We start from the raw sequence: 12,434 nt of genomic DNA, 5'->3' as shown, positions 1-12,434 counted from the left end.
AGGGCGCTGCCCGTGCTGCGAGGATGGCTGATGTGACTGGAACGACTGGAACGCTCGTGCTCGCAGGGACCCCCATCGGTGACGTGGCGGACGCCCCGCCACGGCTCGCCGCCGAACTGGAGCGGGCCGACGTCGTCGCCGCGGAGGACACCCGGCGGCTGCGCCGGCTCACCCAGGCGCTCGGCATCCACACCTCGGGGCGTGTCGTCTCCTATTTCGAGGGGAACGAGTCCGCACGTACGCCGGAGCTGGTGGAAGCCCTGACCGGTGGTGCCCGGGTGCTCCTCGTCACGGATGCGGGGATGCCGTCCGTCTCCGACCCCGGCTACCGGCTCGTCGCGGCCGCCGTGGAGCAGGACATCCGTGTCACCGCCGTCCCGGGCCCCAGCGCCGTACTCACCGCACTTGCCCTCTCCGGGCTGCCCGTGGACCGGTTCTGCTTCGAGGGGTTTCTGCCGCGCAAGGCCGGTGAACGGCTCTCCAAGCTCCGCGAGGTCGGGGACGAGCGGCGCACGATGGTCTTCTTCGAAGCCCCGCACCGGCTCGACGATACCCTCGCCGCCATGGCCGAGGTCTTCGGCGCCGAGCGGCGCGCCGCCGTGTGCCGGGAGCTGACCAAGACGTACGAGGAGGTCAAGCGCGGTTCGCTCGGCGAGCTGGCCGTGTGGGCCGCCGACGGGGTGCGGGGCGAGATCACCGTCGTCGTGGAAGGCGCCACCGACTCCGGCGACGAGGGGCTGGACGCCGAGGAGCTCGTGCGGCGTGTGCGCGTGCGCGAGGAGGCGGGGGAGCGGCGCAAGGAGGCCATCGCCGCTGTCGCCGCCGCTGCCGGGCTGCCCAAGAGGGAGGTGTTCGACGCGGTGGTGGCCGCCAAGAACGCGGAGAAGGCCCCGGAGAAGCCCCGGTAGCCAAGGCTCCGGGGAAGCTCCGGTGGCCAAGGCTCCGGGGAAGCTCCGGTGGCCAAGGCTCCGGGGAAGCCCCGGTGGCTACGGCGTCTCCGTCAGCAGGCCGTACGCCGTCGCCACGAACGTGTCCGCCCGGTGCACCCGCCGCGTCGCCGTCGCCGCCACCGCCAGACCCGTGTCCGGGCGGAAGCCCAGGAAGGCCTGCTGACCGAGCGTCGCTCCGGCGTGGAAGAGGACCGGGCCGTACGGGGACGGGTGGTGGAACCACGTGAGCGTGTGGGTGTGCGCGTGCCGCCAACCGCGCCGGAGCAGCGGGCGGGTCACCTCCGCGAGCGCGACGGCGAGCGTCGGGTCCACCGGTTGTCCGGCGTCCCCGTGTCCGCCCGCGTGCGCCTCCAGGAACGTCAGCAGGTCCAGCGGGGTCGCCCGCACCGCGCCCGCCGCCGTGAAGCCCCCGGTGTCCAGCGCGGGCACCGGCGAGCCGTCGCGGCGGTGGCCCACCGCCTCCGTGCCCGCCGGGCCCGGGCGCACCCGGGTCGCCTCCAGGCGCAGCGGGGCCAGCACCTGCTGGTGCAGCAGGACCTCCCACGGGGTGCCGGTGGCCGCCGCCAGGGTGTGGCCGAGGACCGAGACGGCGAAGTTCGAGTAGTGCCAGCGGGTCCCGGGCCGGTGGCGCGGGCGGGCCCGCAGGAAGGCCCGGACCACCCGGTCGGCCGGGTAGCCGCCGTACGGGTCGGTGGACCAGCGGGGCACCGCCTGCGGGTAGAAGTCGGCGGGCAGGCCCGGCAGCCCCGAGGTGTGGGTGAGCAGATGGCGCAGCGTGATCCGGCGCACCGCCGGGTGCACCGGGAAGCCCGGGGCCAGCAGGTCCGCCGCCCGGTCCGCGTACCGCACCCGGCCCTGCGCCACCAGCCGGGCCAGCAGCAGCCCCGCGAACGGCTTCGACGCCGAGCCCAGCTCGTAACCCAGCCGCTCGCGGTCCACCGGGCCCGGCTCCGCGCCGCCACCGGTGTGGACCGTGCGCACCCCGTTCCGGCTGACCGCGAGCACCAGGTCCGGGGCGTCGACCTTCCGGGCCGCCTCGGCGAGGAGCCGGGCGGTGGACGGGTCCTCGCCGGGGGCGGTCACCGGCACCGCGGTCACGTCCGTCATGCCGGGGCCGGGGTGGCGCTGAGGCCGGACAGGGCGCGGGACATCGCGAGCGCCGAGGCGAACGCGGCGACCAGCGTCGGGTGGTAGACGAGGTCGAACACCGACTCCTCGTCCCCTTCCGGCATCCCGCCGACCACCGGCATCGCCCCGTCCGGCTGCTGGGCCTGCGCGAACCCCCGCCAGGCCGCCGGGTCCAGCGTCGGTTCCGGCAGGCAGGCGTCGACGACCAGCAGTTCGCCCAGCAGGTCCCAGCGCTTCAGGTCCAGCCAGTCGTCCAGCCAGACCGGCAGCCAGAGCGCCAGGTACTCGGCGATGTCGGCGGGCAGCCCGGCCGGTTTCTCGCCCCAGTCGGTGAGGTGGAACACCGTGTGCGTGATGTCGTAGCCGATATGGCCCTCGACCGTCCACGGTTCGGGCCGCCGCGCCAGCCAGGTGTGCGCCAGCGCCGCCGTCTCGGGGAGGCTCGGCTCCACCCCGAACCGCCGCTCGATCGCGCTCAGGCCGAGCCGCCGGACCGGCAGCACCTCCAGCGCCGCCCAGCTCGCGAGGCGGTGGTTGAGCCGGATCGCGGACTCCAGGTCCGGCTGCCGGTAGCCCAGCTCCCGGAACGGTACGTAGACCTCCAGGGGCACCGGCGAGAGCGGTTCGCGCCGCTGGCCCTCCAGCAGCCGTGTCCCGGAGCCCAGCAGCTCGTGCCAGGCGTGGTCCAGGAGCTTGTGGGCCAGGGACGACTGCTGCGAGCCGGCCACGCCCTCGCGGAAGATGACCTTGCCGATCAGCGCCAGCTCGCCCAGCGGCTTGAACCGGTCCAGCATCCCCGCCTCCGGGGACGGGTCGCTCTCCAGCCGGAACCCCTCCCGGTGTTCGTACAGCCAGGCCAGGGCCTTCGCCCCCACGTCGTGGATCTGCTGGATGCCGCTGCTGCTCATGCGGTGCGCCTTTCCCGGCCGGGCCCGGCCCCGTCCGTCTGTCCCGGCGAGCGCAGCGACCTCAGGGACAGGGCCGCGGCGAAGGCCGTCACGAGCGTGGAGTGGTAGCAGTCGATGAAGGGGTACGGGTCCGGTGCCGTGGTGTCCCGCACCGGTGGGCCGGTCTCGGGGACGCAGCCGCTGCAATGCTGTACGTCGGCGAGCACCGGCCACACCGCGTCCAGCAGCGGTTGTGGTGCCGGGCCCGGCAGGGACGCGGCCACCGCGAGGAGTTCGCCGGTGAGGTCCCACTGACCGCTCTCCAAGCAGCCGTCGGCCCACGCGGGCAGCCAGGTCCGCAGATAGCCGTCGATCTTCCCGGGGACCCGGTCGGGCATCCGGCCCCAGTCCGTGAGGTGGAAGACGGTGTGGGTCAGCGCGTAGCCGGACGGGCCCTCGAACATCCACGGCTCCGACAGGCCGCCCAGCCAGGTCCGGGACAGGACCGCGCCCGCGTCGGTGTGGGTTACCACCCCGACCCGCCGCTCGGAGTTGACCAGGCCCAGCTGACGGTTGGCGTGCTGCTCGGTGTGGGCCCAGGCACGGGTCGCGGTGAGCGGGCGGGCCAGGGCCTCGAACCCCTCGTGGCGCAGCCCGTACCCGGCGAAGGCGGCGTAGATCTCGTACGGGTACGCGGCGTACGGCTCGGCGCGCAGCAGTTCCAGGAGCAGCTCGCCCGCCGCCACCTGCTCCCAGGCGTACGCGACGAGGCCCCCGGCCAGCTCGTGTTCCGGGGTGCCGGGGGAGGTGGTGCGGCGGATCGTGGAGCCGAGCTGGGCCAGCTCGCCGAGCGGTTTGAGGGTGGCGTTGACCTGGGTGTGGGGTTCCAGGACGTCGTCGGGGAGCGTGAAGTCCGCCCGGTGGGCCTCGGTCCAGGCGAGGGCGGAGCGCAGGACGCCGGGGAGGACGGCGAGCGCGGAGCCGGGGTCCCCGGCGGAGCCGTACTCCCGGGGGGCCCGGGCCCCGGGGCCCGGCCCCGGGCGTCCCCGTGGGCGGTCCTGGGCGGGGCCCTGCGTCGCGGTCGTCGTCACCGTGCCCTCGCCTCGGCCAGCAGCCGGGCGGCCCGGACGTGCAGGGTGACGCGGGGGTCGTGGCCGCCCATCAGCTCGACGAAGTCCAGGCCGCGCTCCAGGCCCAGGGTCGCCGGTTCGCCGCCGATGGCCGCGAGCCAGCGGCCCGCGCCCGCCGCCTGGAGCCAGTCGCGCCGCCGGACCGCGCGGACGAAGCCGCGCGACAGGTCGACCGCCCGGTTCGCCGCGGCCCGTTGCACGGCCGAGGGGGCGGCCGGGACGGCGAGCGGCGCGAGGACCGAGAGCTGGTGTGTGAACGCCTGCCAGGGGGCCTCCTCCAGCCAGGCGGCGTCGGGCTCCGAGAACGTCGTCCCGGGTCCGGGAGCAGCCGCGCCCGGTGGGGGCGGTGCCATCCGCTGGAGTGTGGAGATCATGTGCCAGTGGCTCCAGGCCGTGGCGGCCGGGGCGTCGGGCTTGGGCGGGAATTCCCGCACCGCCCGGTCGAGTACGGCGATATCACCCGGATGCGGATGACGTCCGTACAGAACACTGGGCAGCAGCAGGTCGGCCCCGATGACCCGTGCCGCCGCGATTCCGGTCCGATTCTCCTCGTCGATTCCCGCCGCGCCGCACACCGTGGCGAGGTGGTCCCCGCTCCGAAGAGCGAGGACCACCTCTGTTGCCAGGTCATGCACGGCACCCGCCAGGGGCGACGAAGCATGTGTCTGGTCCATGTGCCGGCGACTAGCCCTTCTTCGGACGCGGGGTCGGAGGCGAGAGCAGCAGGGCGCCGCCGCCGGCGAGAAGCGCGAGGTAGGCACACTCGCGGGAGTCGCGGTACAGGCCTTCGACCTCGCCCGGGTTGAGAGCGGCGTCGAGGTCGACCTCGACGTCGGTGGCAGTGGTGTCCGTGGTGAACATGGGTTGTTCCCCGTCCTGTGGGAAATGGGGTGGACGTAATGAGTGAAAAGGAGAAGCGGGGGTGCCGCAAATCGGCGTGCGACATCCTGGGAAATCGCGCATTCAATTGAATGGTGAATTCATGAGGTTGGAGTGGGGTGAAAGCCCGGGAATTCAAGGAAAGCGGAGGGGGTGGGCGGGGGTGGTGCGCGGGCGCGTTCACCATCGACGCCGGGCGCGTTCGGGGCGCTCAGTGGCCCGGCGGTCACGTGCTGTCCTGCCTTGCTCCAGGCCTGCGCCATGTGTCGGCAAAGGGCGCCAAAAAGAGGCCAAGAACGCATCAACACTGGCGCCGAGCTGGTGCGTCCATCCGGGTGCAGGTGTCCACTGGAAGGGACGGGCCACCTGTTCGAACCCCTCGGGCGGGCCGGCCGTCCCCGGAGTGCGTGACCGGCGGCCAGGAGGAGCAGGCATGAGCGAGATCGCAGCGACCACTGTCCACGAGGCGTATGCCTTCGCCTGCATGAAGTGCGGGTACGGCTGGGAGCAGTCCTACGAGATAGAGCACCACGTCGACGTCCACGGGCACGCGTTCGTCGTCTACACGGCGGACGGCGAGCGTGTGCCGTCTCCGCTCTCCACGCCCACCTGCACGAACTGCGGCGGGCACGTGGTGCGCATCATGCGGGCGGGGCGGGTCGCCGGCGTCCAGGAACTGCTGCGGAAGCAGCAGGCGCCGCACGGCGCGGAGACCGCCGCGAGGGACCGGACGGTGTCGACCGCCGCCGCGCCGGCCCGTCACTGGCGGCTGTCCGACCTGCTCCACCCCTTCCACCGCGGGTGACGCACGGGTGACGCACCGGTCCGGGGCCTTCGTGCGGTCGCGCGGGGCGCTCGTGCCGTCGCGCGGGGCCCTCGTACGATCGTCGGCATGAGCCGTACCGAAGCCCCGCCGCTGCCCGAGCCCCTGCGGGTTCCGGTCGCCGACTCCCACACCCACCTGGACATGCAGGACGCCACCGTCGAGGAGGCCCTCGCCCGGGCCGCCGCGGTCAACGTGACGGCCGTCGTCCAGGTGGGCTGCGACGTGGCCGGCTCCCGCTGGGCCGCCGACACCGCGGCCGCCCACCCCGCCGTCCACGCCTCGGTCGCCCTGCACCCCAACGAGGCCCCGCGCATCGTCCACGGGTACGTCGAGGGCACCGCCGGCACCGCGCGGCAGGGCGCGCGGGAGCCCGGCGGCAAGGCGGCGCTGGACGACGCGCTGGCCGAGATCGACGCGCTGGCCGCCCTCGGCCACGTGCGCGGGGTCGGTGAGACCGGCCTGGACTTCTTCCGCACAGGACCCGAGGGCGTCGCCGCCCAGGAGGAGTCCTTCCGGGCCCACATCGAGATCGCCAAGCGGCACGGCAAGGCCCTGGTCATCCACGACCGCGACGCGCACGCGGACGTGCTGCGGGTCCTGCTCGACGCGGGCGCACCCGAGCGGACCGTGTTCCACTGCTACTCCGGCGACGCCGACATGGCCCGGATCTGCGCGCGGGCCGGGTACTTCATGTCCTTCGCGGGCAACGTGACCTTCAAGAACGCCCAGCCGCTGCGGGACGCCCTGGCCGTCGCCCCCGCGGAGCTGGTCCTCGTCGAGACGGACGCCCCTTTCCTCACCCCCGCCCCGTATCGCGGACGGCCCAACGCGCCGTACCTCATTCCGGTCACGCTCCGTGCCATGGCCGAGGTGAAGGGCCTGGAGGAGGACGCGCTGGCCGCCGCGATCTACGACAACACCGCGCGGGCGTTCGATTTCTGACCGCTGAACGAACCTCCATGGCCACACCGCGTAGCCGTGTCGCTTTGGAGAGTGACCGAAGCTCCGCTATCGTCCCCGCGCACGACGGGGTGACCGTGTGCGGATCTTCGGGAGCGGCGTGAGTATTTCGCAGGGCAGTCACCGGGCGGCGCGCGGCGGACGGCGGACGGCGCCGGCCTCGGCGCCTCCCGCCCCGGTGGCCTTCCCCGGCGCGTTCCACGAGCAGCCGACCGTGGCCGACGGATTCTCCGCGGAAGGCCCGGCCGGCCACGCCCCGACGGTGGTCGGCACCCCGCCCGCCGCGCCGTCGCCCGTACCGAGAACCGTGTCGCCCCCGGTGCGGGGATACGCGAAGGCCGGGTTCGGCACCCCGCTCGCCGGACCGCCGTCCGAGGTGCCCCGGCAGGGCCCCACCCGCGCCGACGCCCGGCGGGCCGCCAAGCGTCGCCGCGCCCTCGTCACGAACCCCGAGAACCTGAAGCGCCTCGTCCCCCAGGCCCTCGTCGTCGCGTTCCTGGCCGGCGGCACCACCGCGTTCGTCGCCGACGACAAGGCCGTCCGCCTGAGCGTCGACGGCACGCCCCGGACCCTGCACACCTTCGCCGACGACGTCACCGAGCTCCTGGAGGAGGAGGGCGTCACCGTCGGCGCCCACGACGTCGTCGCCCCGGCCCCCGGCACCGCCCTCGGCCACGGCGACGAGGTCGTCGTCCGCCACGGGCGGCCCGTCACCCTCACCCTCGACGGCGTCCGCCGCCGGGTCTGGACGACCGCCGACACCGTGGCGGGGGCCCTGCGCGAACTCGGGATCCGCGCCGAGGGGGCACACCTCTCCGCCGCCCGCTCCGCGCGGATCGCCCGCACCGGCCTGACCCTCACCGTCCGCACCGAACGCACCGTGACCTTCCTGGCCGACGGCCAGGAACGCACCCTGCGCACCAACGCCGCCACCGTCCGCGAGGCCCTCGCCGAGGCGGGCATCACCCTGCACGGCCACGACACCACCTCCGTCGACCCCGGGTACTTCCCGCGCGACGGCCAGACGATCTCCGTCATGCGGATCACCGACACCCGCGAGGTGCGCGAGGAGACCGTCCCGTACGCCGTCGAACGGAGCGAGGACCCCGAGCTGTTCCGGGGCACCGAGGTCGTCGAGCGGGCGGGCCGCAACGGCGTGCGCCGGGTCACGTACGCGGTGCGGACCGTCAACGGCGTACGGCAGAAGCCGCGCAGGGCCGCCGAGGAACTGGTCCACCGGCCGGTGAGCCGCGTCGTGCGCACCGGCACCCGGCAGCGCCCCGGCTCGGTCGCCGGGGCAGACGGGCTGGACTGGGGCGCGCTCGCCGCCTGCGAGTCCGGCGGCCGTGCCGACGCGGTCGACCCGAGCGGCACGTACGGGGGGCTGTACCAGTTCGACACCCGGACCTGGCAGTCGCTCGGCGGCAGCGGCCGGCCCCAGGACGCGCCCGCCGCCGAGCAGACGTACCGGGCGAAGAAGCTGTACGTGCAACGGGGGGCGAGTCCGTGGCCCCACTGCGGCCGTAGGCTTACCGGGTGAGCAGCACAGAGCCCGACGCCCTCCTGGGCCCCGCAGACATCCGCGACCTGGCCGCCAAGCTGGGGGTCCGCCCCACCAAGCAGCGCGGTCAGAACTTCGTCATCGACGCCAACACCGTCCGCCGCATCGTGCGCACGGCCGAGGTCCGCCCGGACGACACCGTCGTCGAGGTCGGCCCCGGGCTCGGCTCGCTGACCCTGGCGCTGCTGGAGGCGGCGGACCGGGTGATCGCGGTCGAGATCGACGACGTGCTCGCGGCCGCCCTGCCCGCCACGGTCCAGGCCCGGATGCCGGAGCGCGCCGACCGCTTCGCCCTGGTCCACTCCGACGCGATGCTGGTCGAGGAACTGCCGGGTCCGGCCCCGACCGCGCTGGTGGCGAACCTCCCGTACAACGTGGCCGTCCCCGTCCTGCTCACCATGCTGGAGCGTTTCCCCAGCATCGAGCGCACGCTCGTCATGGTCCAGGCCGAGGTCGCCGACCGGCTCGCCGCCCGCCCCGGCAACAAGATCTACGGCGTGCCGTCGGTGAAGGCCAACTGGTACGCGGACGTCAAGCGCGCCGGGTCCATCGGCCGGACCGTCTTCTGGCCCGCTCCGAACGTCGACTCCGGGCTCGTCTCCCTGGTCCGGCGCACCGAGCCCATCGCCACCACCGCGAGCCGCGCCGAGGTGTTCGCGGTCGTGGACGCGGCCTTCGCCCAGCGCCGCAAGACACTGCGCGCCGCCCTGTCCGGCTGGGCCGGCTCCGCACCCGCCGCCGAGGCCGCGCTCGTCGCCGCCGGGATCTCCCCGCAGGCGCGCGGAGAAGCACTGACGGTGGAGGAGTTCGCGGCCATCGCGGAGAACAAGCCGGAGGTGGCCCTGTGAGCCCTGTGGGTACGGCAGTCACCGTCCGCGTCCCCGCCAAGGTCAACGTCCAGCTCGCCGTGGGCGCCGCCCGCCCCGACGGCTTCCACGACCTGGCCAACGTCTTCCTCGCCGTCGGCCTGTACGACGAGGTCACCGCGGCCCCCGCCGACGCGCTGCGCATCACCTGCTCGGGCCCGGACGCCGCCCAGGTCCCGCTGGACACCACCAACCTCGCCGCCCGCGCCGCCCTCGCGCTCGCCGAGCGGTACGGCGTCACACCCGCCGTCCACCTGCACATCGCCAAGGACATCCCGGTGGCGGGCGGTATGGCCGGCGGCAGCGCCGACGGGGCGGCCGCCCTGGTCGCCTGCGACGCCCTGTGGGGGACCGGTGCGAGCCGCGACGAACTCCTCGCGATCTGCGCCGAGCTGGGCAGCGACGTGCCGTTCAGCCTGGTCGGCGGGGCCGCGCTCGGCACCGGACGCGGCGAGAAGCTCACCCCGATCGAGGTCGGCGGGACCTTCCACTGGGTCTTCGCGGTGGCGGACGGCGGCCTCTCCACGCCCGCCGTGTACGGGGAGTTCGACCGCCTCACGGTCGGCACCGAGGTCCCGGAACCGACCGCGTCCCCCGCCCTTCTCGCAGCCCTGCGCTCCGGCGACTCCGGCGCACTCGCGGGGGCCCTGAGCAACGGCCTTCAGCCCGCCGCGCTCTCCCTGCGCCCCTCCCTCGCCGACACGCTGGCCGCGGGTACGGAGGCGGGGGCCCTGGCCGCCCTGGTCTCCGGATCCGGGCCGACGACGGCGTTCCTGGTCCCGGACGAGGAGACGGGCCGGAAGGTCGCCGACGCGCTGCTGGCGTCCGGGACCTGCCGCGACGCGCGCCCGGCGGTGTCGCCGGCGCCGGGAGCCTCGGTGCGTCCGTGGGTCACTGCCAGCGGTACGGCGTGATGCTGGGGTCGTAGGAGCAGGTGACCATCGTCCTGTTGGTGGCCATGAGCGTGCGGCCGCGGTCGGCCTTCGGACAGAACTGGCCGTCGACGACGGGGTGTCCGTTGGACGTGCAGGCGTAGCCCTGCTTGCCGTCGGAGCAGGTGGTCATCGAGCCGCCGGCGGGCTTTGTCGGGGCCTTGGTGGGGGCCGGGGCGGGAGCGCGCGTGGCGGTCGGCTTCGGCTTCGGCTTCGGGGCGGCCGTCGTGGGCGGGACGTAGGCCGGATCGTTCTTCTGGTGCAGATAGCCGTGGAAGCTGGTCGTGCAGTCGCTGAAGTCCTTCGCGAGCCGGACGGTGACCGTGGCGTCGGCGGCGAGCCGTGTGCCGCGCCCGGGACCGGCGTCGCAGATGTACCAGCCGTCGTGGTCCCCGGGGAGGGTGACGTCCTTGTGCTGGGCGGTGGCCGTCAGGCGCGCGGCGGATATGTCCTGGCGGGTGAGCTCGGCCCGCGCCTGCTCATAGGTCCGGCCGTGCAGGGCGGGCATGACCGGATCGGGTGTGGCGGTCGCGGTGGCTGTGGGAGAGGCCGTGGGGGTGGCCGAAGCCGTGGGCGTGGCGGTGGGAGGGGTCGCCGGGGCGCTGTCGTCGGTCTCTGTGCCGCCCTCGCATCCTGCCAGGGCGAGCACGCCGAGCAGGACGACAGGGGCGAAGTGGCGAGGAATCCGCACGGTGCTGGTTCTCCGGTTCTCGGGAACGGCGGGCGCCGCGGCGGATCGCCGAGGTGCGGCCGGTGTGCCTGCCCCGCGAGCTGCGACGACGGGCCGCACGGAGCTGCGAACCCCCTGGCGGCCTGTGTCGTCTCCCCCGAAGAGCAGCTTTTGTGCTTGTTTTACTGGTCAAAGACCGGCCTGTCCAGATCTACTCCGCGGTACGGCGATTCCGGCGCGATCCGTCCGCCGCCCCGGCTACTCAGAAGCCGAATTGAGTACGTGCACCCTGCCGTGCGCGGCCCGGCTCGCGCGACCGTACCCCCATGGGATCACGTGTTCGCGTACTGGCCGAGGCCACTCCCGCCACCCGGGACCGCTACGTCGACCTCCTGCGGGTCGCCTCGCTGGCCGCGGTCGTGCTCGGCCACTGGCTGATGGCCGCCGTCACCCCGGACGGGGTCGGAAACCTGCTCGCCGTCGTCCCGGCGCTCCAGCCGCTGACCTGGCTGCTCCAGGTCATGCCGGTGTTCTTCTTCGTCGGCGGCTTCTCCCACGCGCTGTCCTACCGCTCGCTGCTCCGCAAGCGCCCCGAGGGCCCGGAGGGTACCGAGGCCTCCGTCTACTCCGCGTTCCTGCGCGCCCGGCTCCAGCGGCTGCTGCGCCCCACCACGGTCTTCGTCCTGATGTGGGGTGCGGCGGCACTGCTGGTCCAGCTCCTCGGCGGGGGCGGCGGGCTGACCGGCGTCACCCTGCGCATGGTGACCCAGCCGCTGTGGTTCATCGGGATCTACCTGGCGATGGTGGCGTTCACCCCGCCGCTGCTGAAGCTGCACGAGCGGTACGGCTGGGGGGCGTTCGCTGCCCTCGTGGCCGGGGCCGCCGGCGTGGACGTCCTCCGCTTCGCCGCCGGAGTCCCGTACGTCGAGTTCCTCAACTTCGCGTTCGTCTGGCTGGCCGTCCACGAGCTCGGCTTCCTGCGCGCCGACGGTCACCTCCGCCTGCGCCGTCCCGCCCTGCTCGCCGGGGCGGGCCTGGTCACCGCCTGCGCGCTGGTGGCGTTCGGCCCGTACCCGCTGTCCATGGTCGGGATGCCCGGCGAGAAGGTCAGCAACATGGCACCGCCCACCCTGGCCCTGCTCTGCCACGGCCTCTGGCTCGTCGGCGCGGTCGAACTGCTCCGCGCCCCGGCCGCCCGTCTGCTGGAGCGCCCCCGGGTCTGGCGCACGGTGGTGGCGGCCAACGGGGTGGCGATGACCGCGTTCCTCTGGCACCTCACGGCGATGTTCGGGGTGTACGGGGCCATGCTCGCCCTCGACGTTCCGCTGCCCGAACCGGCCACCACTGCCTGGTGGGCCCAGGTCCCGCTCCGGATCGCGCTCGCGGCGGCCCTCACCGCCGGGCTCGTCGTGGCCTTCCGCACCTTCGAACGCCCGGCCCCGGCGGCACCCCTTCAGGGCCACGGCCCTCTCGCGGCACTCGGCGCGACCCTGTGTCTGCTCGGCGTCCTCGGCCTGTCCGCGGTCGGCTTCGGCGGCCTGCTGGACGGCCGCACGGCCCTGCTGATCGCGATCCCGGTCAGCGCCCCGGCCGCCGTCGCGATGACTCTGGGCGGCTGGCTGCTGGTGGAGCGGGTGGGGCGGGG

General features: G+C 74.2%; 13 protein-coding genes. 7 read left to right on the top strand and 6 right to left on the bottom strand.

Translation table 11 applies throughout. The annotated features are described in order from the left end of the window. Positions 1–23 precede the first annotated feature (23 nt). Positions 24–908, top strand: a complete 885-nt coding sequence (rsmI, locus tag B9S58_RS13240) for a 16S rRNA (cytidine(1402)-2'-O)-methyltransferase (protein WP_219818883.1) — start codon at positions 24–26, stop codon at positions 906–908. A gap of 78 nt (positions 909–986) precedes the next feature. Here the strand turns inward: rsmI and B9S58_RS13235 are convergent, their stop codons facing one another. From B9S58_RS13235 to B9S58_RS37950, 5 genes are read right to left on the bottom strand one after another with little or no spacing between them, the layout of a single operon-like run. Continuing rightward, the gene (locus B9S58_RS13235) at positions 987–2,057 is read right to left on the bottom strand and encodes a serine hydrolase (RefSeq protein WP_103532316.1); all 1,071 of its coding nucleotides are present in this window, start codon (positions 2,055–2,057) and stop codon (positions 987–989) included. After that, positions 2,054–2,986, bottom strand: coding sequence for a DUF6895 family protein (locus tag B9S58_RS13230; RefSeq protein WP_103532315.1), 933 nt, complete (start codon positions 2,984–2,986; stop codon positions 2,054–2,056). The genes B9S58_RS13235 and B9S58_RS13230 overlap by 4 nt, the downstream gene beginning before the upstream one ends. Then, positions 2,983–4,056 (bottom strand): DUF6895 family protein, encoded by a 1,074-nt coding sequence (locus B9S58_RS13225; RefSeq protein ID WP_103532314.1) that lies wholly within the window; start codon positions 4,054–4,056, stop codon positions 2,983–2,985. Before B9S58_RS13225 ends, B9S58_RS13230 begins: the two co-directional genes overlap by 4 nt. Further along, positions 4,053–4,769, bottom strand: coding sequence for a hypothetical protein (locus B9S58_RS13220; protein WP_103532313.1), 717 nt, complete (start codon positions 4,767–4,769; stop codon positions 4,053–4,055). The genes B9S58_RS13225 and B9S58_RS13220 overlap by 4 nt, the downstream gene beginning before the upstream one ends. 10 nt (positions 4,770–4,779) lie before the next feature. Beyond that, on the bottom strand, positions 4,780–4,956 hold the full coding sequence (locus B9S58_RS37950) for a hypothetical protein (protein WP_181009292.1): 177 nt from the start codon (positions 4,954–4,956) through the stop codon (positions 4,780–4,782). A 451-nt stretch (positions 4,957–5,407) separates the two neighbouring features. Here B9S58_RS37950 and B9S58_RS13215 point away from each other — a divergent pair, with 451 nt between their 5' ends. The 5 genes from B9S58_RS13215 to B9S58_RS13195 all read left to right on the top strand — a co-directional run bounded on the left by B9S58_RS13215 (position 5,408) and on the right by B9S58_RS13195 (position 10,101). Then, positions 5,408–5,779: a hypothetical protein gene (locus B9S58_RS13215; RefSeq protein ID WP_103532312.1), complete on the top strand. Its 372-nt coding sequence runs from the start codon at positions 5,408–5,410 to the stop codon at positions 5,777–5,779. 87 nt (positions 5,780–5,866) lie between these two features. Continuing rightward, positions 5,867–6,742 (top strand): TatD family hydrolase, encoded by an 876-nt coding sequence (locus B9S58_RS13210; protein WP_103532311.1) that lies wholly within the window; start codon positions 5,867–5,869, stop codon positions 6,740–6,742. 337 nt (positions 6,743–7,079) lie between these two features. Beyond that, entirely contained in the window at positions 7,080–8,300 is a 1,221-nt protein-coding gene (locus B9S58_RS13205) for a ubiquitin-like domain-containing protein (protein ID WP_374935670.1), read from the top strand. Next, positions 8,297–9,169 carry a 16S rRNA (adenine(1518)-N(6)/adenine(1519)-N(6))-dimethyltransferase RsmA gene (gene rsmA / locus B9S58_RS13200; protein WP_103532310.1) on the top strand — a complete coding sequence of 291 codons (873 nt, stop codon included), beginning with the start codon at positions 8,297–8,299 and terminating at the stop codon, positions 9,167–9,169. Before B9S58_RS13205 ends, rsmA begins: the two co-directional genes overlap by 4 nt. Before the next feature lie 5 nt (positions 9,170–9,174). After that, on the top strand, positions 9,175–10,101 hold the full coding sequence (locus B9S58_RS13195; protein WP_103532309.1) for a 4-(cytidine 5'-diphospho)-2-C-methyl-D-erythritol kinase: 927 nt from the start codon (positions 9,175–9,177) through the stop codon (positions 10,099–10,101). On the opposite strand, the gene B9S58_RS13190 is transcribed toward B9S58_RS13195, so the two are convergent. Then, entirely contained in the window at positions 10,079–10,810 is a 732-nt protein-coding gene (locus B9S58_RS13190; protein ID WP_103532308.1) for a hypothetical protein, read from the bottom strand. The two genes, B9S58_RS13195 and B9S58_RS13190, sit on opposite strands and share 23 nt — an antisense overlap. A gap of 305 nt (positions 10,811–11,115) precedes the next feature. On the opposite strand from B9S58_RS13190, the gene B9S58_RS13185 reads away from it, so the two are divergent. Continuing rightward, positions 11,116–12,434: acyltransferase (locus B9S58_RS13185; RefSeq protein ID WP_103532307.1), on the top strand; the 1,319-nt coding region annotated here is incomplete at its 3' end.

Origin of the sequence: Streptomyces sp. SM11, assembly GCF_002910905.1 — a bacterium.
Taxonomy (GTDB): domain Bacteria; phylum Actinomycetota; class Actinomycetes; order Streptomycetales; family Streptomycetaceae; genus Streptomyces.
The sequence above is the reverse complement of the archived record's forward strand: the minus strand, read 5'-3'. Positions and strand labels throughout refer to the sequence as shown.

Bases quoted from the DNA above. Each gene is read 5' to 3' on its own strand.
- rsmI (WP_219818883.1), top strand. From the start codon at position 24: ATGGCTGATGTGACTGGAACGACTGGAACGCTCGTGCTCGCAGGGACC.
- B9S58_RS13235 (WP_103532316.1), bottom strand. From the start codon at position 2,057: ATGACGGACGTGACCGCGGTGCCGGTGACCGCCCCCGGCGAGGACCCG.
- B9S58_RS13230 (WP_103532315.1), bottom strand. From the start codon at position 2,986: ATGAGCAGCAGCGGCATCCAGCAGATCCACGACGTGGGGGCGAAGGCC.
- B9S58_RS13220 (WP_103532313.1), bottom strand. From the start codon at position 4,769: ATGGACCAGACACATGCTTCGTCGCCCCTGGCGGGTGCCGTGCATGAC.
- B9S58_RS37950 (WP_181009292.1), bottom strand. From the start codon at position 4,956: ATGTTCACCACGGACACCACTGCCACCGACGTCGAGGTCGACCTCGAC.
- B9S58_RS13215 (WP_103532312.1), top strand. From the start codon at position 5,408: ATGAGCGAGATCGCAGCGACCACTGTCCACGAGGCGTATGCCTTCGCC.
- B9S58_RS13210 (WP_103532311.1), top strand. From the start codon at position 5,867: ATGAGCCGTACCGAAGCCCCGCCGCTGCCCGAGCCCCTGCGGGTTCCG.